Raw genomic sequence first — 21,438 nt, 5'->3', positions numbered from 1 at the left:
CAACGGTGGCTAACTCGCGGCCCCTCAGGGGCCGCGCTCGAGCGCGCCAGCGCTCCAAAAACACAGCCTCAAACAACCCGGGACCACTCAAACCCCGTGGCTCTGCCACACCTTTGAAGCTCTGCCACACCTTTGAAGCTCTGCCACACCCTGAAGCTCTGCCACACCCACCTAAACCCGGCGCATAGCCGCCAACGGATCCGCATACAACACACTCAGCGAAGTAACCACCGCAGCGAACTCCTGCACCTTCCCCCCGAACCCACTGATCCGAATATCAGTAGCCGCCAACTGCGTACTCTGCGAAAACGCTCGAGCCACATGCCCCAGCGCAGGCCGATACCCCGTAAAAGCCTGACCCCCCAACACAACCCGGTCCGGGTTCAGCATGTCCCGCACCAGCGCGACAGTCTGCCCGAGCATCGTCGCCCGCTCAGCCAACAATTCCCGCGCCGACTCCGACCCCGACTCCGCCGCCCGATACAGATCGTTGATCGTGGTCCCGGCAGTTCCGTTGTGCGCCGGGATGATTCCGCGACCGACGGCCCGAGCCTGCAGAGCCCGATCGCCGACGGTCACTTCCAAGCACCCACGCCGACCGCACGTGCACTGCACATCGGAACCCGTCGGCAGGTGCGCGATCGACCCCGGCCCATTGCTCGGCGTGTGCACCCGCCCATCGAGAGTGACTGCGATACCGGCGGTTTCGCGCACGTAGAAGTAGAGGCTGCTGCCGTGCTGGGCAGCGGGAAGTTCGGTGTCGGGCTCGGGCCGACGGGCGTCGAAGGTCGGCAGCAGCAATTCCGAACCCGCCATCGCCTCGACGTGCGGCGCCACCGACACCGGCAGTTCGAGCACGTCACCGAGCACCTGCCCGATCGGCGCGCCCTTCCATTCCAGTTTGGGATGGTCCACCACCCCGGTCTGCGGATCCACCCGCCCACCGATGGCAACGCCCGCCCACAGCGGCGTGCGCCGGTGCCACCGCTGCAGGAAAGCCTTGGCGCTGCGGGCCACTGTTGTGACCGCGAATTCCTGCCCGGTCTGCGGGGTAGCGATGGCCAGCCCGCCGAGAATGCGCCCGCGCAGGTCCGCGGCGACGATCTTGGTGGCCTCGGCACCGATATGGATACCCAGCGTGAGATAGGCATCGTGGTCGATCTCGAACGGCACGCGCGGCCGCCCGACAGCACCGGCAGCGGTCAGATCGGCCCGCTCACGCAGCAGCCCGGCCGAAAGCAGCGCGGCCACTTGACGATTCACCGTGGCGATACTCAAACCCGTTGCCCGCGCGGCATTGTCACGCGACACCGGACCCGAAGCCGCGGTACGCAGCACCGCGGCCGCCGGATTGTCACTGCGTCGCAGCTCAGGGGGTACAACAGGGCGCGAAACGCGAGGACGGACGACACCGCCGGTCCGGGAGAGGGGACGGTCGAGAATGGGAGCAGACATAGGAAGTTCCTTGCTGAAATCCCGTTGTCGCAACGGGATTGCCTACACGTATGACGTGGCGGCGCAGGAGTCGGAAGGACTCAGCCGCAGTGGCAGGAACGACACAGTTCACGGGTCAACGGCAACCGCAGGCCCAGAGCGGCGGTCACATAGGTGACCCGCTGGGCGGTGTGATGGTTACCGGACATAACAATCAAGTTAACACCGAATCCGGACCCATCCAAGCCGAACCGGCGGATTGTGCCGTGCGGCACACCGAACCCCCAGATCACAGCGTTTCGATGCGTGCGTAATGCGGCGCGTGTCGGCCGAAAAACGCCAAAACCCCTCCCGGAAAACAACTTCCGGAAGGGGCTGACGAACCGCGTGGCTACTTGGCCGGTGCGGTGAAGGGTGCGTTGATGGTGGTGAAGTACTGAATGGCGGCGCCGATCGCGACCGGCGCGGTGATGAAGATCTGACCGGCCAGGGTGCCCAGCGCGCCCACTGCCAGGATCCCGCCGATGCAGCCGACGGCCGCCGCGGGCAGGAACGGACCGAACAGGCCGACGATGGTCGCCGCCGCGACGGACGCGCCGACGATCCCGCCGAGCACGCAGCCGACCGCACCGCCGGTGAGCCCACCGACCAGCGTGCCCACCGCGGCACCGGTGGAGATGGTGCTGGTCAGCCGACTCCAGGCCGCCACCTCACGGTCGTATTCGGACTTGAACGGCGCCTTGTCCTCGAACGGCAGCGCGACCGGCTTGTAGACCGCCTTGTCGACGTCGAGCTGCGGTGTCAGGGTCGCGGTGTTGCCCGCGATGTGCGCCGCGATCGGCAATTCGTAGTCGTCGAGGCGGAAGGTCAGCGGGGTGGCCGCGATGGTGGTGCCGTTGGCGGCCTTCACCTTGAAGGCGCCGTCTTCGACCACCAGCGAACCGGCGTCGGTGGTGATCACGGAGGTGCCGTCGACTTCCGCGGCGGTGAAGTTCACGGGTGCGTCGACCTCGGGGGTCGCCACGGAGGTGCCCGCGCCCGCACCGGTTGCCAGGGTCACGAGCGCCGCGACCACGGCGAGCTTCCTCATTTTCATAACGTGCCAATCCCTCATCAGTCGGTGGAGCTGTTCGAGGGCAAGCTTCGAGCAGATCGTTCGCGCAGACGAGGGAAAAAAGCAGCCGGATCTCAACTAAGAGTTCACTTCGAATCCTTCGCGGCGGCCTTGGCCTGTTTCTTGAATTCCCTGACCTGAGTCAAAGTCTCGGCGTCCACCACATCCGCCACCGACCGCCGCGACCCGTCGTCGCCATAGGATCCGGCGGCTTCCCGCCACCCGTTCGGGTGCACGTCGCGCTGCTTCCCCAGCAACGCGAGGAAGATCTTGGCCTTCTGCGCGCCGAACCCCGGCAGGTCCTGCAATCGGCGCAGCACCTCTTTTCCGTCGGGGTCGCCCGCGGTCCAGATCGCCGCGGGCTCGCCGTCGTAGTGCTCGATCACGTACTGCGCCAACGCTTGTGCGCGCCGGGCCATCGAGCGGCCGTACCGGTGGATGGCGGGCGGTGTCGCGGCCAGTTCCTCGAATTCGGCCGGGTCGGCGTCGGCGATCTGCCGCAGCGAGAACCCGCCCATCCGGTCGGCGAGTTTGCGCGGCCCACGAAACGCGTGCTCCATCGGATATTGCTGATCCAGCAACATCCCCAGCAGCAGCGCGAAATCGTCGGTGCTGAGCAGTTCGTCCGCCTCGGGTTCCTGCGCGAGGCACAGCGTGCGGGTCATGGGTTCGACTTTATCCCTGGTCGAGCAGTTTCTCCGTGGCCGCGAGCAGCACGCAGGTCGCCAGCCCGTCCATCGCCTTCTCCAGTTCCGGCAGCTGCGGGAAGCTGGGGGCGATGCGGATGTTCTTGTCGTCGGGGTCGTTGCGGTACGGGAAGGCCGAGCCCGCGGCGGTGAGCGCGATGCCCGCGTCCTTGGCCAGGGCGATCACCCGGGCGGCGGTGCCGTCGAGCACGTCCAGGCTGATGAAATAGCCGCCCTTGGGCTCGGTCCACGACGCCACCTTCGAGGCGCCGAGGCGGTCCTCGAGGATGCGACGGACCAGCGCGAACTTGGGTTCCAGCAGCGCGCGATGCTTCTGCATGTGCTCGCGCACGCCCTCGGCATCGGTGAAGAAGCGCAGGTGCCGCAGCTGGTTGAGCTTGTCGGGGCCGATGCTCTTCTTCGACGCGTGCGACAGATACCAGTCGATGTTGGCCTTGGACGCACCGAAGAAGCTCACGCCCGCGCCCGCGAAGGTGATCTTGGACGTCGACGCGAAGACCAGCGGACGGTTCGGGTTACCGGCCGCGGCGGCCAGACCGAGCACGTCGATCACCGGCGCCGCGGTGTCGGTGATCGGGTGCACCGCGTAGGCGTTGTCCCAGAACAGCCGGAAGTCCGGCGCCGCGGCGTGCATCGAAACCAGTTCGCGCACAACGTCTTCGGAGTACACGACACCGGTGGGGTTGGAGTAGTTCGGCACCGCCCACAGGCCCTTGATCTGCGGGTCGTCGGCCAGCAGGGCCGCGATGGCGTGGGTGTCGGGGCCGTCGGGCAGCATCGGGATGGTGATCATCTCGATGCCGAGTGCCTCGGTGATGGCGAAGTGGCGGTCGTAACCCGGTGCGGGACACAGCCATTTGATCGGCTCGTCGACCCAGCGGCGCGGGGAGTCGGGGGTGCCGTACAGCATCGAGAACACGATGAGGTCGTGCATGATCTCGAGGCTGGCGTTGTTGCCCGCCAGCAGTTGATCCACGGGGATGTGCAGCAGTTCGCCGAAGATCGCGCGCAGTTCGGGCAGACCGTTCAGGCCGCCGTAGTTGCGGCAGTCGGTGCCGGTGCCGTCGCGGAAGTCGCCGTCGCCGGGCAGTGACAGCAGCGAATCCGACAGCGCGAGTTGTTCCGGCGAGGGCTTACCTCGGGTGAGATCCAGCGTGAGCTTCTCGGTCTGGAGCGTCGCGTAATTCGCGGTCTGGGACTCGTGTTCGGACACGAGTTCCGCGTGGCTCATCAAACCGATCTGCGTTTGCCGGGGCATCCTGGGCAGCCTTTCGAAGCAGCAAGGTGGGCGCACGCCGTGCGTGCTGACACCCGCAAGGCTACCCGGCGGCGGATCGGAATCGGCGGGGTATGTGCCCCGGATCAGGCTCGCACGCAGCGTCGGTGCGTGAGCCGAAGGGGGATCCCCAGAAATTAAGGGGACCCCGCGCACCCGGCAGAGCCCGTTGACCCTTGCTGCCTTCCGGCCCTGGGGGAGTTCACAGGATGCTCGCCGCGCGGGATCCGTCGGCCAGTGTAGCGGCTAATCGGACAGGCGGCGATCTCAGGGTTCGAACAGCAGGTCCGCGGCACGGGTGAGCACTTCGATGCGGGTACGGCCCTCGTGGTCGGCGGCCAGGAAGTGCGCGCCGATGGTGGCACAGAAGGCGAGCAGGCTCCTGGCTTCGACCTCGTCGGGATCGTCGCAGAACGTGCCGATCGTCTCGCGCAGCAACGCCATTCGCGTGTTGTCGACGCGGCGTAGACGTTGCGCGACCGCGTCGTCGCGGCGGGCCCAGTCGCGGATCGCGAGGTCGATGGGCAGCAGTCGATGACTGGAGAAGGTGAGCAGGCCGGCCACCCGCGCCTTGGTCTTCGGGTCTAGGTCGGCCACGCGTTCGAGCACCTGCTCGGTGGCCTCGCTCTCCCACGCGTCGAGCATGGCGGTCAGCAGGGCGTCGCGGTCGGCGAAATAGCCGTAGAACCCACCCTTGGTGACGCCGATGCGCTTGGCCAGCGCCTCGATTCGCACGGCGTCCACACCCGAGGACGCGAGCACCGCAAGACCTTCCTCGACCCATCTGACCTTGGGCGTTCGTGCGGTTCCCACGATGTGTGTCACCTCATATCCCTGGATTGCCACCCGATCTCGCAGTGTACGCAGCCGTATAGTCGCCGCACTGTCGGTGATGCTGGCTACGATCTATCCGAATATCGGTAGCCGGGGGGTCCGTTCCCCATGACGCAGACGCAGAGGGGGGTTCGAGCATGACCGACCCGAATCAACAACCGCCAGGCAAGGGTGTTCCGCCGTCCGACCCGACCGTCGCGTGGTGGGAACGACCGGGCGAGGGCGCGGGACAGAATCCGGCGCAGGCCGATCCGACGGTGCTGCGCGGCAATATCGGCGCGCCCGGGCCTTACACCGCACCGCCCTCGCCGTATCAGAGCGGCGCCAACCCGCAGCCGTACACCGCGCCGCCCTCGCCGTACCAGGGCAGCCCGCAGCCGTATCAGAGCGGTGCGAACCCGCAGCCCTATCAGAGCGGCGGCGCGAACCCCCAGCCCTATCCGCCGCAGCAGTTTCCCCAAGCGGGCGGCTACGGCCCGACTCCCCCGCAGCAGCCCTGGGGCGCACCGCCGCGTCCGCCGTCGTCGGGTGGCGGCAACAAGACCCTGTGGTGGGTCCTTGGCTCCATCGCGGTGGTCGGCGTGCTGGTGGTCGGCCTGATCGCCTTCGCCGCGAACAAGGCCGAGGACGCGTTCGGCCCCGATTCGGACAAGTGGGCGGGCAACTACGAGTATCGCGAGGGCAAGAACGCCTGCGAACTGGTCGACCTGACCGTGCTGAACAAGTGGTCGACCACCCGCGAGACCACCACCCACACCGAGCACCCGCCCTACGAGTACATCGGCGGCGGCTCCTACGACTGCGACGCCGACAACAAGGACTCCGGCCGCAACGGCAACTCGGCGAGCCTGTCGCTGGACGTGCAGTTCAAAACCGATTCCGGCAGCGAATCGGACTACGCGCGATGGAAGAACTCCGACACCAAGACCACCGGCAAGGGCTACGAGAACGGCCCGGTGAGCGGCCTGGGCACCGAGGCGTATTTCGCGAGCGAGCAGCAGACCTACAGCTCGATTCCCAACCGGTACATCTACACCGTCGCCGCGATCGACAGCAATATCTCGGTGAAGGTGCAGATCGAGGTGTCCACGATGAGCTCCTACGACCGTGCCTCGATGGCCACCGCCGCGGAATCGCAGGTCCGCAAGGCCATGGCAGCTTTGAAGAAGTAGCAGGTCAGATGCCTGTCCCGGGGGCGGTTTGGCGTAAACCCCCGGTCACCCGCTATGCTGCTCCACGGAGGATTCGCCTAGTGGCCTATGGCGCTCGCCTGGAACGCGGGTTGGGTTAACGCCCTCAGGGGTTCAAATCCCCTATCCTCCGCAACAGCAGGGCCCTGATCGGTTCGCCGATCGGGGCCCTGTTCGTTTAATCGGTGGATCTGTCAGTGGGCATCCGTAGAGTGAGCCCCGACGGTGCGGGAGACCCCCACCACACCCACACGCCGTCGTCGCCGCACCTCCCACCTATGTGCGTGCCGACACAGTGCAATGGGTACCCAACCTTCGCGCGCGTCCGAGAACAGGACCGCGCCGGTCGACAGCCACGAAGAGGCATCGATCGAACAAAACCAGGAAGACGAAGACGAAGTGAATACATCACCTGAAACGAGCATCGGGCGCGACGTGTCCGGGCCGATCCGGCTGATGCTGCGTGACCGCACAGCCACCACCGGGCCCATCGACGGCGCCTGGTGGCCACGAACCGACCAGCCGATGACCGAACTGCACCAGCTGGTCGCCGCGGTCGCGCCGCGCATCGGCAAATTGGCCCGGCTCGGGTTCGACTGGACCTCCAGCGAATCCGGCGACGACAACACAGCCCACAACAACACAGCCAAAAACGATCAGGCCGCGCGCATCATGCACGTGGTCGGCAGCAACGGCGCCGCGCTGGCGTTGCTGGTCATCCCCGCGGCCACCGAGGCACCGGCCGCCCGCAGCCATATGCGCTGGGCGGCGGGCAAGCCGCGCATCCAGGACCCGGCGCCCGCTGAGAAGGCAGCCGACGGGCCCCGGATGCTCGTGCAGATCTAGTCAGCGGTCGCTGGTGTAGGTCGGGTCGAAGTCGCGCGGTGCACCGCGACGACTCAACAAGCGGTCGAACCATTCGCCGAGAATGACGCCCGCGGCCAGCGCACAGCCCACACCGAACGCCCCGAGGATCTGTCCGAAGCCCAACAGGGTTTCGTCCTCGAGCAGGGCATACAACCCTCGGTACACCTTCAGACCCGGCAGCAGCGGCGTGATCCCGGCCGCTGCCACCACCAACGGCGGCGTGAGCGCGCGACGCGCCATCAGACCACCGGCCAGACCGATCAGCGTGGCGGCCAGACCCGACGCCACCACCGGCCCGAAGCCGATGTACTGGGCGCCGAGGAAGACCATGATGCCGCCCGCACCACTGAGTCCGGCCGCGACCAGCGCCCGTCGCTCGGCGTAACAGGCCAGCGCGAACGCGATCGACGCGACGGCACCGGCGGCCAGTTTGATCGGCAGATACTGGATGTCACGTCCGGCGTCGGCCGCGATCTCGGGCACCGCGATGCCGATCATCGTCGAAATACGAAGGGCCAGACCGATACCCGCGACGATGCCCGCCGTCATCATCACCACTTCGAGCATGCGGGCGGCGGCGGTGACGGGGGCGCCGGTGATCGCGTCCTGCACCGAACCCACCAATTGCAGACCCGACAGCAGCACGGTGATCCCCGCGGCGACGATCAGCGCGGCGTCGGCACGCCAGTGTTCGCTGAACGCGGCCAACGCGATGGCCGGGGTGGCGGCGACGATCCCGCCGATCATGTGCTGGAAGAACAGCGGCAGACCCAGCTGATGCAGTACCCGGTTCACCACATCGATCACCGCTGTCGTGGCGAAACTGATTGCGGCGAGCAGGAATCCACCGCCAAGCAGCACCGCGATCGCCGCCGCCAGCAGCGACCAGCCCAACGTGGATACCCAACGCGGGTACGGGTGCCGGGAGGAGATGAGTTCGTCCAGCGCCGCGTGCGCCTGGTCGACGGGCACGATCTGGCTGCGGATGCGGCGGGTGAGGCGGTCGACCGCGGCCAGTCGGGTGAAGTCCAGCGAGCGGTACTTCACCACGCGCATATCGCTGGCCGGTGGGAGTCGCGGCCCGCGGTCGGCCCAGATGCGGATCGCGTCGAAGGTGACGTCGATATCGCAACTGTTCAGGCCGTAGGTCGAGGCGATGAAACGGACCTGCGCGGTGGTGTCCGCGACACCGGTGCCCGCCGAGAGCACGACCTCGCCCACCCGCACGGCCAAGTCCAGTACCTGCGCGACCTCGGCATCGTCGGCGAGGTCGATCGGCTGCAGCGGGGTGGGCGCGGCGACGATGTTGTCGGCGGTGGCGCGTTGCGACGGCAACAGGAACGGTCGACGCAGTCGCCACCATCGATGTCGCAGACTCGGGCGTTCGAGAATTGTGGCGCCATCGCCTTCCGCCAGTGGGTCCGCACTCATACCTCGACGGTATAGCCGTTGGCAGCGGCTTCGCGTTCTCGCAATCAGTTCGTCAACGTGTCGGGGCCGCTGACCTGGTATCGGCGCTCAGATGTCCTCGATCAGGCCGGTGCTGTAGGCCATCGCCGCCAGGTGTTGCAGACAGCGCGGACCGCAGTCATTGTGCTCAGTCATCACGAAACGGGCCTGCTGCAGCGAAGAAATGGAAGAATCGGCCAGGCAGTCGGCATGGGCGACGCGCCAGCGGTCTTCGTGACCCGCGAGCGCGGCGCGCGAGGTCGGCGGGTCCGGTGTGTCCAGCAGGGTGTGACGGGAGGGGCAGGCGATGGAGGCGATGACTGTATGAACACCGGGACGGGGAAGGTGATCCAGGAGCGGCGCAGGCTGCTCGGGCTGTCGCAGCCCGCACTGGCCACCGCGATCGGGGTGAGCTCGCGCCAGATCACCAGGTACGAGTCCGAGGAACAATCGCCGACGCTGCCGGTCGCGGTCCGCCTGGCCGACGCGCTGCAGGTGTCGCTGGCGGAGCTGGCCGGCATTGTGGACAACCGGGTCGACCTGGCCGGACGGTGGTGGGCAGCCTGGCAGAAACCGGCGAACCACCGCGACGAGGTCGAGGTAACGGCGGTGGACATCCGGCACGAAGGCGACCACCTCATGCTCGATTCCGCTGCCGAAACGCCTGTCGCCGAGGCGGATCCGACCACGCAGATGCGCGGCGAGATGCGCGTGTGGGACGGTGACGCGCTCACCGGCTGGGTGCGCGGCATGGACATCGCCTACCCGGTCGGCACCATCTACTACTCGCTGCATCCCCAAGGCGCTCACGCCGTCGGCTCGTGGACGACGAAGTCGGGCCCCGACGGCTTGTTGCGCGGCTGGAGTGTGCTCGCGCGGGAGAAGTCCGAAGCCGAGAAGCTGCTGGCGGAGATGTTGCGGACCGACGGCACTGTCGAATCGTGGCCGACGCGTCCGGCCTGACGTAGTAGGCGCCGGGTCAGCGCCCCGAACACGAACAGCCCCACGGCAATCCACGCGTAGATCTGCATCAGACCCTCCGAACTCGTCGTCGCTGACAAAGGTGGCGCGGTATGGTGTTCACGAAGCCGCCACGAAAAGTATGGTCGCCGTCAAGACCTTTTGGACAGCAAAAAGCGTCTACAAACGTCTACAGTTCTCTACGATGGGTCCATGTCCAGTCGGGGCGAGCAGGGGAACGGCATCGTCGGAGCTCGGTTGCGGCGATTGCGAGAAGAAGCGGGATTGTCGCTGGCGGCGTTGGCCACTCGCGTGCCGTACAGCAGGGCCGCGCTGGGTCACTACGAAACCGGTACGCGCGCGGCTACTTTCGAAGTGATCGCCTGGTACGAGCGTGTGCACGCGCAATCCGGTGTGCCGGTGATCCATCGACGCGATCCGCGCGCGGCCGATGCGGCACTGGCGGCGGCCATCGCGTCCGCGAATCGAAACGGTCCGCTGATCGAGATCGGGCGACCGCACGAGGGGGACAACGGGACTGGGTATTTCTGTCCGTTTCGGATCGTCGGGGTGATCGAAGGGGAAGCCGCCGGTACCGATGCGGCGACGGCCCTGCACTCGGCGTTGCTCGCGGTGGGCGCCGAACTGAATCGGGCGAAGTCGGCTTAGCGGTGGGCGGCGACGACGGTTTTCAGCGCGTGCGCGAGTAGTTGCAGGTAGCGGTCGGGATCTGGCACGACCTTCGGGTCGGAATGTACTGACAGCGTGATGGTTTCGCCGATGCCGTGGATGCCGTGGGTCAGGTGCATGACGGTGCCGAGCGCCGGAAAACCGCCGGTGAACAGCACAGGAGCGCCTGCGAGGGTGAGGTCGGTCGGGCCGCGGTAGACGCTGGAGACCACGGTGTTGCCGTCGAGGATCGCGGGGACGTTGTCCAGGTCGGCGTGCTGCACGTCGCGGGCTGCCAGGACCGACGGGACGGTTTCACCGACTCGATCCTGTGCGGACAGTAGGGGATTCAGTGCTCGCTCGCGGCGGGTAGTGAGATCGTCGGCGATGAGTTCCGCGCGAAGGCGCAGGTCGGGTTCGTCGATGTGCAGGTCGATGGACAGGCCGCGGTAGTTGTTGCGGGACGTGCTCTGCGTCGGGAGTGCCATCGGGAGCGCGGTGCCCAGACGTGCTGGGCGCTCGCCGTTTTCGGCGAGATAGTCGGACAAAGCTCGCGAAATCGCCGTCAGTGCAACAACAGTGACGGTTTTGCCGGGTATGCGGAAGTCGTCCGCATCGATGACAAGCATTCGCACGTCGCGGTCGACCACCGGCGATGTCGGGTTGAGCGCGCACGGTGCGAAACCCGTTGTGGGCGGCGGTACCTCACCGGTTGCGGTGAGCTCCGCCAGTTTCCGCTGCGCGAGGTAGGCGGCCCGCCCGCGCCACGCCGTGGTCACCACCTGCCGGGGAAACCGCAGCACTCCAAGCCATCTCGGATTTGCATGGTTCGCAATCCATCCACAGGTTTGTCCACAGGTATCCACAGGCTGTGCACGGGTTTTGGCTGGTCCGACCGGGGGCTTTGCCGAGTTATCCACAGACACACCGGGATGTGTGTGGACAACTGGGTCAGCCGCGGGCGCGAACAGCGCGCGAGCGATGGCGGCGGCGCGGGTGCCGTCGGCGAGCGCGTGCGAAAGTTGTAGCAGCACCACGACAACGGGCTCCGTGGACTGCGGTGCGTCACGAACCCTGCGGAAAACATGGATGCGCCAGGGGAATTCGGTCGCGTCGACGCCGGTTCCCAGAAGTTCGCCCATGCGGGTGAGCAGCAGGGGCCACGACAGCCCGTCGGGCTGGTGGTGCACGATTTGCTGGGACGTGAATTCGGCCGGAACCCACCGCGGATAGGCGAGGTCGCCCGGTATCCGCTGGAGTCGAATCCGCAGATCGGGAATGTGTTCGACCCGCGCAGTGACGAACGCTCGCAGTTCATCAGCGGCGGTGTCGGTTTCGGCGAAACAGTAGAGCAGGAACACGTCGTTGGCGGTGCGGCGCGACAGCCAGAACATCGTCGCGTCCCGCGCGGCCATCGAGGTCATTGCGCCACGATAGGCCACCCCGCGTAGGTCCCTGAGAAGGCCCCGAGTCCGTATCGACCCGGGGCCGGTATTGCCCGCTCGAGGCGCATCAGCGGATCAGCCGCGTGCGAACTCTCCCGCGTTGACATCGGCTAGAAAGGCCTGCCACTGCCCTGGACCGAAGGCCAGCACGGGTCCACGGCCACGGTCCTTGGTGTCGCGAACGGCGATATCGCCGCCGGCGAGAAAGGCCACTTCGACGCAGTTCCCATCGGGTCCGCTGTAGGTGCTCTTCCGCCACACAGCGTCGGTCACATCAACTTTCACGGCACTTGCTCCTTTGGTTCATCGAGAAGAGGGAGAACTCCTGGATTCGTAACGAACATTGGCGATATCCGGCGCGACCGGTGAGTTACTTCGTGGCACACACGGCACTGCCACACGGCGCGCGCAACCGACCGGCACGAACCAGCTCATGGAGGTGTTTCCAGCTCCGGGGGCTGCCCCCGCGGAAGAAACACTAGCAGGTCTTCCGCAATGTTGCGGAAGAGAATTTGCTTTCTCATATCGTTTTGCCAACCTTGCGAAGCTTGCCGTTTGCGGAGGCATTGCCGGGGGTCCTTACCCATTCCCGAAGGGGGTCACACATCGGGATTTACTTCCATGTGATTGGTCCGTGATACGTCAAATTCTCGAGTACCTCAGCAGTCACATGCGCACCATCGGGCCCGGGCGTGGATCATGGAGGAATGATCTCCCGTGACCGTGACGCCGCAGGTCGTGCCCGTAGCGACCGCCCCCGCGATCGACTCGGCCGACCGCTGCCCCCGGGCAGTGTCGGAGTCGCCCGAATCCCCGACGACCTCGAGCTCGACCCCCAGCAAACTCTGGCCTTCGCTCAGCAACTGCTGGACGACGGATTGGCTTTCAACGCCCACGAGGTATTGGAGGCGGCGTGGAAGAACGGGGCGGTTGCCGAGCGGATGCTCTGGCAGGGACTTGCCCAATATGCGGTGGGGCTCACGCACATTCAGCGCGGCAATGCCAAGGGCGCGGGTACCCTACTGCGCCGCGCGAGGCAGCGACTCGAGGCGTATCCGGCGAATGCCCAGCAGCACGATGTCGACCGCGCGGGGCTGATCGCGCACGCGCGGGAACTGGTCGACGCGCTCGACGCCGGTGAGTCCATCGACGAGCGGCGGTTGCGCACGCGGCTGTGTGTGACCCCCGCCTAGGATTCGCCAGGTGCCAACGAATTCGGACGGCCCGACCAGCCACAACGCGCCGACCACGTCGGGCCACGGCCCACGCGAGCGCCGAGGTGCGGGCCGCTACGCCCCGAGCCCGTCGGGGGAACTGCACGTGGGGAACTTGCGCACTGCGGTTCTCGCGTGGCTGTTCGCGCGAACTACGGGGCGCGAGTTCCTGATTCGCGTGGACAACCTGGATCGCGTGCGACCCGGTGCCGCGCAACGTCAGCTCGACGACCTCGCCGCGATCGGCATCGATTGGGACGGCCCCGTGGTCTATCAGTCCGATCGACTGCCTGTTTACGAGGCCGCCGTCGCCGAGCTCACCGCCGCCGGGCGTACCTACGAATGTTTCTGCACCAGAAGGGAAATCCAGCAGGCCGCCACCGCGCCACACGGGCCGATGGGTGCGTATCCCGGCACTTGCCGTGAGCTGACCGAGGCCCAGCGCGCGGAGCGGCGAGCCGAAGGACGTGTCGCCGCACTACGTTTGCGCGCCGACGTGACCGAATACGAGATCACCGATGCGCTGCACGGCCGATATCGCGGCGCCGTAGACGATTTGGTGTTGCGACGCGGCGACGGCATCCCGGCCTACAACCTCACCGTCGTGGTCGACGATGCCGCGCAGGGTGTTGACCAGGTGGTTCGCGGCGATGACTTGCTGCCATCGACCCCGCGCCAGGCCTACCTCGCCGCACTGCTCGGACTCACCGTTCCGACCTACGCGCACGTCCCGCTGGTGCTCAACGAAGAAGGCAAGCGACTGGCGAAACGTGATGGGGCCGTGAGTCTTTCGGATCAACTAGCCCTCGGCAACACACCCGAGGACGTGGTCGCGGCGATCGCGGATTCACTCGGCTACACCGCACGCACCACCGCGGCGCTGCGCGAAGTTTTCGACCCCGCACGCATCCCCACGAAACCATGGATACTCGAGCCCATCGGGTTGTTCCGACCCGAAGGATGTCCGTAACGTACGCATCGACCGATCTAGAAGATCAATACGAGGACTGAGATTATGACCAGCGGTGGTTACGACCCCAACCAGTACCCGCAGGGCGGTCAGCCCGGCGGCTACGGCCAGGACCCCTACGGCCAGCAGCAGCCGCAGCCCGGCTACGGCCAGCAGCAGCCTTACGGCCAGCCTGCGCACGGCGGGGCGCCCCAGCCCGGTTACGGACAGCCAGATCCCTACGGTCAGCAGCAGCCGGCGTACGGGCAGGATCCGTACGGTCAGCAGCAGCAGCAGCAGTTCCCGCAGGGCGGATACGGTCAGCAGGGCGGGTACGGTCAGCAAGGCTTCGGCGGCGTGATGCCTGCCGACCTGGGAGTTCGCCTCGGCGCGCGCGTGATCGATGGCCTGATCATCGGCATTCCGATGTTCTTCGTGAACATGGCCATCAGCTTCGCGCTGCTGGACAGCCCGTTCACGGCAGGGATCATCACCTGGTTGATCATGGGCCTGGCGTACGTCGGCTACAACGTGGGCTTCGAAGTGACCCAGGGCACCACGATCGGCAAGAAGCTGCTCGGCCTGCGCGTGCTCGCCCCCGGTGGCGCCCCGAAGCTCACCCCGGAAGCCTCGCTCAAGCGCAACATCTTCCTGGCTCCGCTGGTGGTCTACTGCCTCGGTGGTCTCGTCACCACCGGCCTGGCGATCTACATCGCGGTCACCATCAACAACGACCCGAACAAGCAGGGCTGGAACGACAAGTTCGCCGGCGGTACGCAGGTCGTCAAGGGCTGACGCTCTTCTCCTGACGAAAACGTAAGGGGCGCTTCCGAATTCCGGAAGCGCCCCTTTTTCGTAGTTCGTGCCGACGCAAGTTGCGCGTCCGGCTCGCCCCGTCGCAACTATGACGACGAAGAGGTGCCTATGACGACGAAGAGGAATACGAAGTACAAGACCACAGCCAGTATCGACAGTGCGCCGATCCAGATTCCCGCAACTGCCAGCCCGCGACCTTCACCGCCACGCTCCTTGATCTGATTCACCCCGAGCACACCGAGAATGATCCCGACGATCGAGCCCAGGCCACAGGTGAACGGACCGACCAACGACGCGATCAAGGCACCGATCGCCAACCCGTTGGTGCCCTGCGGCTGCGGGTACTGCCCGTACGGCTGGTAACCCGCGCCCGGATACCCACCGTAAGCAGGCGGCTGCCCGTAAGCGGGCTGCTGCGGATACCCCGGCTGCTGGTACTGCGGCTGCGAAGGCTGCGGATACTGGGGCGTGGAGGGCGGCGCCGGCTGCTGCGGGTACTGCGGCGACGACGGGTAGTTCGAAGGCTGCGACGGTTGCGCGGTCGGATGCTGCGGCACCGAACCCGGCGCGCCGGATTCCGGCGTCACACCGGAACCGCCGTACTGCTTCCACCACTCGTCGGAATCGCCAGGATTCGTCATGAGAACAGCGTATTCCACAACCGCCCACCGTGGCGCATCGTCAGCTTGGGAGAATATGCCTCGTGACTGATGCAAACTCGCTCGAAAAAACTGCTCAATCTGGGCACCCCGCGCCGGACCATGCGGCATTCGCCCAGGTTGCGCGGGGGTTCTATCCGGTAATCGTCGCCGTTTTCACCGCGACGCTGATCATCTCCAACATCTGCGCCACCAAGGGCGTGGAGTTCTTCACCGACAGTTCGGTGATGTTGGGCCCGCTGCAGATCCTGCCGATCGCCACCGACGGTGCCTTCTTCCTGTTCCCCCTGGCCTACATCCTCGGCGACGTGCTGAGCGAGGTCTACGGCTTCCGCGCCACCCGCCACGCCATCTACACCGGCTTCGGCGCCCTGCTGCTGACCGTGGGCTGTTTCTATGTGGCCATCAACCTGCCCGCCGCGGGCTTCTACGAAAACCAGGAAGCCTTCCGCACGGTCCTGGGCACCACGCCCCAGTTGGTCCTGGCAGGCCTGGCCGGTTACTTCGTCGGCCAACTCCTGAACTCCGCCACCCTGGTCATGATCAAGGAACGGACCAAGGAAAAGCACCTGTGGGCGCGCCTGATCGGCTCCACGGTGGTGGGTGAGTTCGCCGACACCCTGATCTTCTGCTCGATCGCCGCGACCGCCATCGGCATCAACACCTGGCAGTCGTTCATCAACTACGTCATCGTGGGCTTCGTCTGGAAGACCCTGTGCGAGGTGTTGGTCATGCCGATCACCTACCGGCTGATCGCCGTCCTGAAGAAGACCGAACCGACCTACGCTCCGGCGAAGGCCGCCGCCCTGCACGACTAGTGCGCCAGTGCGGGTGGCGGATCGAGCGCTACTCCCCCGGAACCTTGATCCGCCCCCGCCACTGCCCCAGGAACTCCTTCTTGAACTCGTCGAAGGTGCCGTCCTCGATGCTGGCCCTGATCCGATCCACGAGCCGAATCGTGTACCGCTCGTTGTGAATCGTGCACAGCGTGGCCGACAGCATCTCCTTCGCCTTGAACAGGTGATGCAGGTAGGCCCGGCTGTAATGCGCGCAGGTGTAGCAGTCGCACGTCTCGTCGATCGGCCGGAAATCGCGTTTGAACCGGGCGGTGTTGATGTTGAACCGGCCCTCGTCCACGTAGATCGCGGCGTTGCGAGCCACCCGCGACGGATTCACGCAGTCGAAGGTGTCGGCGCCGTTCTCGATCGCGGTGAACATGTCCTCGGGCTCACTGATCCCCAGCATGTGTCGTGGTTTGGTCTCGGGCAGCTCGTCACAGCACCACCCGACGATCGTGCCGAGGTTGTGCTTCTCGAGCGCCCCGCCGATCCCGTATCCGTCGAATCCTGTTCCGCCGGTTCCACGAATCGTCTCCAACTCGCGACAAGCCTTGCGCCGCAAGTCTTCATACTGCGCGCCCTGGATCACTCCGAACAGTGCCTGGTACGGCCGATGGCTGCGCAGGTCGGTCAGGCGCTCGTGCTCATCCACGCACCGCTGCGCCCATTCGTGCGTGCGCTGCAGCGACTTCTCTTGGTAGCCACGGGTATTCATCAGCGTGGTCAGCTCGTCGAAGGCGAACATGATGTCCGCGCCCAGCTGGTGCTGGATCCCCATCGACACCTCGGGGGTGAACCGATGCTTGGAGCCGTCCAGGTGCGAGCGGAAGGTGACGCCGTCGTCGTCGACCGTGGCCAACCGCTCCTTGCCCGCCGCGATCACCTGATCCGACCGGACGCCCACGGCCTCCATAGCCAGCACCTTCTTGAACCCGACCCCCAGCGACATCACCTGGAACCCGCCGCTGTCGGTGAAGGTGGGCCCCGGCCAGTTCATGAACTTCCCGAGCCCACCGGCCTCGTCGACCACGTCGGATCCGGGCTGCAGGTACAGGTGGTAGGCGTTGGCCAGCAGCGCCTGCGCCCCGATCTCCTTCATCGTCTCCGGCAGCACGGCCTTCACCGACGCCTTGGTGCCCACCGGAATGAAAGCGGGCGTGGCGATCTCGCCGTGCGGGGTGGAGATCACGCCGGTACGACCGTGCCGACCCCCGTCCAGTCGGGTGCCTACGTCAAAGGAGAACTCGCTGCGATCAGCCACCCGTCCATGTTGCCAGGCCCGCGACGATGGGCCTGAACTGGGCGTTGTATTACTGAGCCGCCGCGAACTGGGCGTTGTACAGGTCGTAGTAGGCCCCGCGCTCGGCGAGTAATCGTTCGTGCGTCCCGTGTTCGACGATGCGGCCCTTGTCCATCACCACGATCAGATCGGCGTCCCGGATCGTCGAAAGCCGGTGCGCGATCACGAAACTGGTGCGATCGCGACGCAAGGCCGCGGTCGCGTGCTGCACCAGGCACTCGGTGCGGGTATCGACCGAGCTGGTCGCCTCGTCCAGGATCAGGATCGACGGCTTGGCCAGGAACGCGCGCGCGATGGTGATCAGCTGCTTCTCGCCGGCGCTGACACCCCCGCCCTCCTCGTCGATGACCGTGTCGTACCCGTTGGGCAGCGAGTGCACGAACCGGTCCACATACGCAGCCCGCGCCGCGGCGAGGATTTCCTCCTCCGAAGCGGTGGGGTTGCCGTAGGCGATGTTCTCGCGGATGGTGCCCTTGAACAGCCAGGTGTCCTGCAGCACCATGCCGATGCGCGAGCGCAGGTGGTCGCGCGAGATGGTGGTGATGTCGATGTCGTCGATGGCGATGGTGCCCGCGTCGAGTTCGTAGAAGCGCATCAGCAGGTTCACCAGCGTGGTCTTGCCCGCACCGGTCGGCCCGACGATGGCGACCACATGGCCTGGATCCGCGACCAGCGAAAGGCGTTCGATGACAGGCGATTCCGGGTCGTAGCCGAACGACACCGCCTCGAACTCCACCCGTCCACGATCCACCGGACGCTGGTTCTCCACCACCGGATCGGGGCTCTGTTCCTCGGCGTCGAGGATCTCGAAGATCCGCTCGGCCGAGGCCACGCCCGACTGCAGCAGGTTCGCCATCGCGCCGATCTGGGTCAGCGGCTGACTGAACTGGCGCGAGTACTGGATGAACGCCTGCACCTCGCCCAGCGACAGGTTGCCCGTGGCCACCCGCAGCCCGCCGACCAGCGCGATGAACACGAAGTTCACGTTCCCGAGGAACATGATCGCGGGCATGATCAACCCGGAGATGAACTGTGCCTTGAAGCTGGCGTCGTAGAGGTCCTGGTTGCGCTTGTCGAACTCGGCGCCGACCTCGCGGCCGCGACCGAACGCGGTGATGATCTCGTGGCCGGTGTAGGCCTCTTCCACCGAGGAGTTCACTTCGCCGGTGAACTTCCACTGGTTGACGAAGTGCGGCTTGGAGCGCTTGGCGATCTGCGCGGTGACCACGATCGCGGCAGGCACGGTGAGCAGCGCGATCAGTGCCAGCAGCGGCGAGATCCAGAACATCATGATCAGGATGCCGATCACGGTGAACAGCGAGACGAGCAGCTGGCTCATGGTCTGCTGCAGGCTCTGCGAGACATTGTCGACATCGTTGGTGACGCGACTGAGCACGTCACCGCGCGGTGCGGTGTCGAAGTAGCGCAGCGGCAGGCGGTGCAGCTTCTGCTCCACCTCGTCGCGCAGCCGCTTCACCGTGCGGTTGATGACGATATTGAGCAGATATCCCTGCAACCACCCGAACACCGACGCGGCCACATACAGCGCGAGCACGATCATCAGCACCCGGCCCACGGCGTCGAAGTCGATCCCGGTTCCCGGAATCACGTTCATCGCCGACAGCATGTCCGCGCGGGTGGTCTCGCCCTGGCGGCGCAGCAGTTCGACCGTCTGGTCCTTGGTCAGCCCCGGCGCGAGCTGCTTGCCGACGAAGCCGTCGAACACCAGGTTCGTGGCCTTGCCGAGCAGCCACGGGCCCAGCGTATTCAGCACCACCGACGTGATCACCAGCGCGACGATCACCCCGACGGTGAACTTCTCCGGAGCCAGCCTGCTCAGCAGTCGCTTCAGCGACGGACGGAACGACTTGGCCTTCGTACCGGGAGCTCCGGGTACGGGTCCACCTGGCCTCATCGGGCTTCCTCCGCGCTCAGTTGGGACTCGACGATCTCGCGGTACTCCGAGCAGCGCTGCATCAAGTGGTCATGGGTGCCGATGCCCACCATCGCGCCGTCTTCGAGGACGACGATCTGGTCGGCATCGCGAATGGTCTGAATGCGCTGGGCCACGATGATCACCGAGGCATCGGCGGTTTCGGGCTTCAGCGCGGCGCGCAGGCGGGCGTCGGTGGCCACGTCCAGCGCGGAGAACGAGTCGTCGAACAGGAAGATCCGTGGCTTGCGCACCAGCGCCCGCGCGATACACAACCGCTGCCGCTGACCACCCGACACCGTGGTGCCGCCCTGGGCAACCGGAGTGTCCAGACCCTGCGGCATCTCCCGCACGAAATCGGCCGCCTGGGCCACCTCGAGCGCGTGCCACAGTTCTTCGTCGGTGGCGTCGGGCTTGCCGTAGCGCAGGTTCGTGGCGATCGTCCCGGAGAACAGGTACGCCTTCTGCGGCACCAATCCGATTCCGCTGCGCAACAATTCGAGGTCCAGGTGTCGCACGTCGGTGCCGCCCACGTAGACCGCACCGTCGGTGACGTCGATCAGGCGCGGGATCAGGTTGATCAGCGTGGTCTTGCCCGAACCGGTCGAACCGACAACGGCAGTGGTCGTGCCGGGCGCGGTCTGGAAACGGATCCCGCGCAGCACCGGCTTCTCCGCACCCGGATACGCGAACTCCGCGTACTGCATGTCGACCGTGGCCGGATCACCCTTGAACGGCTGCGGCAGTCGCGGCGGACGCACCGAGGACTCGGTCTCGAGCACCGCCCCGATCCGATCCGCGGACACCGCCGCGCGCGGCGCCATCATCGCCAGGAACGAGGCCATCATCACGGCCATCAGGATCTGCATGACGTACGACAGCATCGCGGTGAGCGAGCCGATCTGCATCGTGCCGTTGTCGACATGGTGTCCGCCGAACCAGATCACCCCGACCGCGGTCAGATTGCTGATCAACATCACGGTCGGGAACATCAGCGCCATCAGCTTGCCCACCCGCAGCGATGCGTCGGTCAGCGCGGTGTTGGCCATGCCGAACCGCCAGATCTCCTGCCGTTCGCGCACGAACGCGCGCACCACCCGGATACCGGTGATCTGCTCGCGCATCACCCGGTTCACCCCGTCGATGCGTTCCTGCATCTGCCGGAAACCCGGCACCATCCTGGCCACGATCGTGCCCATCGACAGCGCAAGCGCCGGCACCGCGATCAGCAGCAACCACGACAGTCCCAGATCCTCGCGCAGCGCCATGATCACGCCACCCACGCACATGATCGGCGCCATCACCAGGATGGTCACCGACATCACGATCAGTAGCTGGACCTGCTGAATGTCATTGGTCGAGCGGGTGATCAGCGAGGGCGCGCCGAACATCCCGACCTCCCTGGCCGAGAACGTCTCCACCCGGTGCAGCACGCCACCGCGCATGTCCCGGCCCGCGCCCATCGCGGCCTGCGCGCCGAAGTACACCGAGGCCGACGAGGCCACGATCTGCACGCAACTCACCGCCAACATCCACAGGCCGGTGGTCCAGATGAAGCCGATGTCGCCCTTGGTGACACCGTCGTCGATCAGGTCGGCGTTGAGGCTCGGGAGGTAGAGCATCGCGATAACCGAGATCAGCTGGAGGACCAGCACAGCCGCCAATTGGGGCCGGTAGGGGGTGAGGTAGGTCCTCAGCAGGGTGATCAACATGATGGGTCGAAGGCTACCGCGCGCAGGTCACCGACGCCGCGCACTTTTGCCCACCCTGTGGATAACTTCGC

General features: G+C 66.1%; 20 protein-coding genes, 1 tRNA gene and 1 other RNA gene. 9 read left to right on the top strand and 13 right to left on the bottom strand.

Annotated features, from left to right (window positions below):
- Positions 1–171: 171 nt before the first annotated feature.
- The 6 genes from ACFWVD_RS24055 to ACFWVD_RS24030 form a co-directional block, all read right to left on the bottom strand.
- Positions 172–1,455: an ROK family protein gene (locus tag ACFWVD_RS24055; RefSeq protein ID WP_379246348.1), complete on the bottom strand. Its 1,284-nt coding sequence runs from the start codon at positions 1,453–1,455 to the stop codon at positions 172–174.
- Between the two features lie 370 nt (positions 1,456–1,825).
- The gene (locus tag ACFWVD_RS24050; RefSeq protein ID WP_379246346.1) at positions 1,826–2,530 is read right to left on the bottom strand and encodes a hypothetical protein; all 705 of its coding nucleotides are present in this window, start codon (positions 2,528–2,530) and stop codon (positions 1,826–1,828) included.
- Between the two features lie 104 nt (positions 2,531–2,634).
- Positions 2,635–3,213: an HhH-GPD-type base excision DNA repair protein gene (locus ACFWVD_RS24045; RefSeq protein ID WP_379246344.1), complete on the bottom strand. Its 579-nt coding sequence runs from the start codon at positions 3,211–3,213 to the stop codon at positions 2,635–2,637.
- A 10-nt stretch (positions 3,214–3,223) separates the two neighbouring features.
- On the bottom strand, positions 3,224–4,513 hold the full coding sequence (locus ACFWVD_RS24040; protein ID WP_379246343.1) for an aminotransferase class I/II-fold pyridoxal phosphate-dependent enzyme: 1,290 nt from the start codon (positions 4,511–4,513) through the stop codon (positions 3,224–3,226).
- 155 nt (positions 4,514–4,668) lie between these two features.
- Positions 4,669–4,763: signal recognition particle sRNA small type (gene ffs, locus ACFWVD_RS24035), an RNA gene on the bottom strand.
- A 35-nt stretch (positions 4,764–4,798) separates the two neighbouring features.
- Positions 4,799–5,344, bottom strand: a complete 546-nt coding sequence (locus ACFWVD_RS24030) for a TetR/AcrR family transcriptional regulator (protein ID WP_379246341.1) — start codon at positions 5,342–5,344, stop codon at positions 4,799–4,801.
- A 158-nt stretch (positions 5,345–5,502) separates the two neighbouring features.
- Between ACFWVD_RS24030 and ACFWVD_RS24025 the strand changes: the two genes are divergently transcribed.
- The 3 genes from ACFWVD_RS24025 (at position 5,503) to ACFWVD_RS24015 (ending at position 7,401) form a co-directional block, all read left to right on the top strand.
- Positions 5,503–6,537 carry a hypothetical protein gene (locus ACFWVD_RS24025; protein ID WP_379246339.1) on the top strand — a complete coding sequence of 345 codons (1,035 nt, stop codon included), beginning with the start codon at positions 5,503–5,505 and terminating at the stop codon, positions 6,535–6,537.
- 66 nt (positions 6,538–6,603) lie between these two features.
- Positions 6,604–6,688 (top strand) — tRNA-Ser (locus ACFWVD_RS24020).
- Positions 6,689–6,855: 167 nt separating this feature from the next.
- Positions 6,856–7,401 (top strand): DUF5994 family protein, encoded by a 546-nt coding sequence (locus ACFWVD_RS24015; RefSeq protein ID WP_379246337.1) that lies wholly within the window; start codon positions 6,856–6,858, stop codon positions 7,399–7,401.
- Here ACFWVD_RS24015 and ACFWVD_RS24010 read toward each other — a convergent pair whose 3' ends face one another.
- Positions 7,402–8,853: a threonine/serine exporter ThrE family protein gene (locus tag ACFWVD_RS24010; protein WP_379246335.1), complete on the bottom strand. Its 1,452-nt coding sequence runs from the start codon at positions 8,851–8,853 to the stop codon at positions 7,402–7,404.
- A gap of 342 nt (positions 8,854–9,195) precedes the next feature.
- Between ACFWVD_RS24010 and ACFWVD_RS24005 the strand changes: the two genes are divergently transcribed.
- Together ACFWVD_RS24005 and ACFWVD_RS24000 are read left to right on the top strand one after the other, a co-directional pair.
- Positions 9,196–9,834 carry a helix-turn-helix domain-containing protein gene (locus ACFWVD_RS24005; RefSeq protein WP_379246333.1) on the top strand — a complete coding sequence of 213 codons (639 nt, stop codon included), beginning with the start codon at positions 9,196–9,198 and terminating at the stop codon, positions 9,832–9,834.
- A gap of 210 nt (positions 9,835–10,044) precedes the next feature.
- On the top strand, positions 10,045–10,500 hold the full coding sequence (locus tag ACFWVD_RS24000) for a helix-turn-helix domain-containing protein (RefSeq protein WP_379246331.1): 456 nt from the start codon (positions 10,045–10,047) through the stop codon (positions 10,498–10,500).
- On the opposite strand, the gene ACFWVD_RS23995 is transcribed toward ACFWVD_RS24000, so the two are convergent.
- Together ACFWVD_RS23995 and ACFWVD_RS23990 are read right to left on the bottom strand one after the other, a co-directional pair.
- Entirely contained in the window at positions 10,497–11,924 is a 1,428-nt protein-coding gene (locus tag ACFWVD_RS23995) for a WS/DGAT domain-containing protein (RefSeq protein ID WP_379246329.1), read from the bottom strand. The two genes, ACFWVD_RS24000 and ACFWVD_RS23995, sit on opposite strands and share 4 nt — an antisense overlap.
- A gap of 96 nt (positions 11,925–12,020) precedes the next feature.
- Positions 12,021–12,230 carry a DUF397 domain-containing protein gene (locus ACFWVD_RS23990; protein ID WP_379246327.1) on the bottom strand — a complete coding sequence of 70 codons (210 nt, stop codon included), beginning with the start codon at positions 12,228–12,230 and terminating at the stop codon, positions 12,021–12,023.
- Between the two features lie 422 nt (positions 12,231–12,652).
- Here ACFWVD_RS23990 and ACFWVD_RS23985 point away from each other — a divergent pair, with 422 nt between their 5' ends.
- Genes ACFWVD_RS23985 through ACFWVD_RS23975 form a run of 3 tightly spaced genes read left to right on the top strand, consistent with a single transcriptional unit; the run spans position 12,653 to position 14,903 of the window.
- A complete protein-coding gene (locus ACFWVD_RS23985; RefSeq protein ID WP_379246325.1) occupies positions 12,653–13,138 on the top strand; it encodes a DUF309 domain-containing protein in 486 nt (161 codons plus the stop codon).
- 10 nt (positions 13,139–13,148) lie between these two features.
- Positions 13,149–14,129 (top strand): tRNA glutamyl-Q(34) synthetase GluQRS, encoded by a 981-nt coding sequence (gene gluQRS / locus ACFWVD_RS23980; protein ID WP_379246323.1) that lies wholly within the window; start codon positions 13,149–13,151, stop codon positions 14,127–14,129.
- Positions 14,130–14,174: 45 nt separating this feature from the next.
- Positions 14,175–14,903 (top strand): RDD family protein, encoded by a 729-nt coding sequence (locus ACFWVD_RS23975; RefSeq protein ID WP_379246321.1) that lies wholly within the window; start codon positions 14,175–14,177, stop codon positions 14,901–14,903.
- 107 nt (positions 14,904–15,010) lie between these two features.
- On the opposite strand, the gene ACFWVD_RS23970 is transcribed toward ACFWVD_RS23975, so the two are convergent.
- Positions 15,011–15,565 (bottom strand): DUF4190 domain-containing protein, encoded by a 555-nt coding sequence (locus ACFWVD_RS23970; RefSeq protein WP_379246319.1) that lies wholly within the window; start codon positions 15,563–15,565, stop codon positions 15,011–15,013.
- A 62-nt stretch (positions 15,566–15,627) separates the two neighbouring features.
- Here ACFWVD_RS23970 and ACFWVD_RS23965 point away from each other — a divergent pair, with 62 nt between their 5' ends.
- A complete protein-coding gene (locus ACFWVD_RS23965; protein ID WP_379246317.1) occupies positions 15,628–16,401 on the top strand; it encodes a queuosine precursor transporter in 774 nt (257 codons plus the stop codon).
- 28 nt (positions 16,402–16,429) lie between these two features.
- Here the strand turns inward: ACFWVD_RS23965 and tgt are convergent, their stop codons facing one another.
- Genes tgt through ACFWVD_RS23950 form a run of 3 tightly spaced genes read right to left on the bottom strand, consistent with a single transcriptional unit; the run spans position 16,430 to position 21,367 of the window.
- On the bottom strand, positions 16,430–17,683 hold the full coding sequence (tgt, locus tag ACFWVD_RS23960) for a tRNA guanosine(34) transglycosylase Tgt (protein ID WP_379246315.1): 1,254 nt from the start codon (positions 17,681–17,683) through the stop codon (positions 16,430–16,432).
- Between the two features lie 49 nt (positions 17,684–17,732).
- A complete protein-coding gene (locus tag ACFWVD_RS23955) occupies positions 17,733–19,637 on the bottom strand; it encodes an ABC transporter ATP-binding protein (RefSeq protein WP_379246313.1) in 1,905 nt (634 codons plus the stop codon).
- Positions 19,634–21,367, bottom strand: a complete 1,734-nt coding sequence (locus ACFWVD_RS23950) for an ABC transporter ATP-binding protein (protein WP_379246311.1) — start codon at positions 21,365–21,367, stop codon at positions 19,634–19,636. Before ACFWVD_RS23950 ends, ACFWVD_RS23955 begins: the two co-directional genes overlap by 4 nt.
- Positions 21,368–21,438: the final 71 nt, after the last annotated feature.

Origin of the sequence: Nocardia sp. NPDC058666, assembly GCF_042714895.1 — a bacterium.
Lineage (GTDB): Bacteria > Actinomycetota > Actinomycetes > Mycobacteriales > Mycobacteriaceae > Nocardia.
Note: the sequence above shows the minus strand (reverse complement) of the source record. Positions and strands in the feature narration are given on the sequence as shown.

Coding starts and splice junctions, on each gene's coding strand:
- ACFWVD_RS24055 (WP_379246348.1), bottom strand. CDS start 1,455: ATGTCTGCTCCCATTCTCGACCGTCCCCTCTCCCGGACCGGCGGTGTC.
- ACFWVD_RS24050 (WP_379246346.1), bottom strand. CDS start 2,530: ATGAAAATGAGGAAGCTCGCCGTGGTCGCGGCGCTCGTGACCCTGGCA.
- ACFWVD_RS24045 (WP_379246344.1), bottom strand. CDS start 3,213: ATGACCCGCACGCTGTGCCTCGCGCAGGAACCCGAGGCGGACGAACTG.
- ACFWVD_RS24040 (WP_379246343.1), bottom strand. CDS start 4,513: ATGCCCCGGCAAACGCAGATCGGTTTGATGAGCCACGCGGAACTCGTG.
- ACFWVD_RS24025 (WP_379246339.1), top strand. CDS start 5,503: ATGACCGACCCGAATCAACAACCGCCAGGCAAGGGTGTTCCGCCGTCC.
- ACFWVD_RS24015 (WP_379246337.1), top strand. CDS start 6,856: ATGGGTACCCAACCTTCGCGCGCGTCCGAGAACAGGACCGCGCCGGTC.
- ACFWVD_RS24010 (WP_379246335.1), bottom strand. CDS start 8,853: ATGAGTGCGGACCCACTGGCGGAAGGCGATGGCGCCACAATTCTCGAA.
- ACFWVD_RS24005 (WP_379246333.1), top strand. CDS start 9,196: ATGAACACCGGGACGGGGAAGGTGATCCAGGAGCGGCGCAGGCTGCTC.
- ACFWVD_RS24000 (WP_379246331.1), top strand. CDS start 10,045: ATGTCCAGTCGGGGCGAGCAGGGGAACGGCATCGTCGGAGCTCGGTTG.
- ACFWVD_RS23995 (WP_379246329.1), bottom strand. CDS start 11,924: ATGACCTCGATGGCCGCGCGGGACGCGACGATGTTCTGGCTGTCGCGC.
- ACFWVD_RS23985 (WP_379246325.1), top strand. CDS start 12,653: ATGATCTCCCGTGACCGTGACGCCGCAGGTCGTGCCCGTAGCGACCGC.
- ACFWVD_RS23975 (WP_379246321.1), top strand. CDS start 14,175: ATGACCAGCGGTGGTTACGACCCCAACCAGTACCCGCAGGGCGGTCAG.
- ACFWVD_RS23970 (WP_379246319.1), bottom strand. CDS start 15,565: ATGACGAATCCTGGCGATTCCGACGAGTGGTGGAAGCAGTACGGCGGT.
- ACFWVD_RS23955 (WP_379246313.1), bottom strand. CDS start 19,637: ATGAGGCCAGGTGGACCCGTACCCGGAGCTCCCGGTACGAAGGCCAAG.
- ACFWVD_RS23950 (WP_379246311.1), bottom strand. CDS start 21,367: ATGTTGATCACCCTGCTGAGGACCTACCTCACCCCCTACCGGCCCCAA.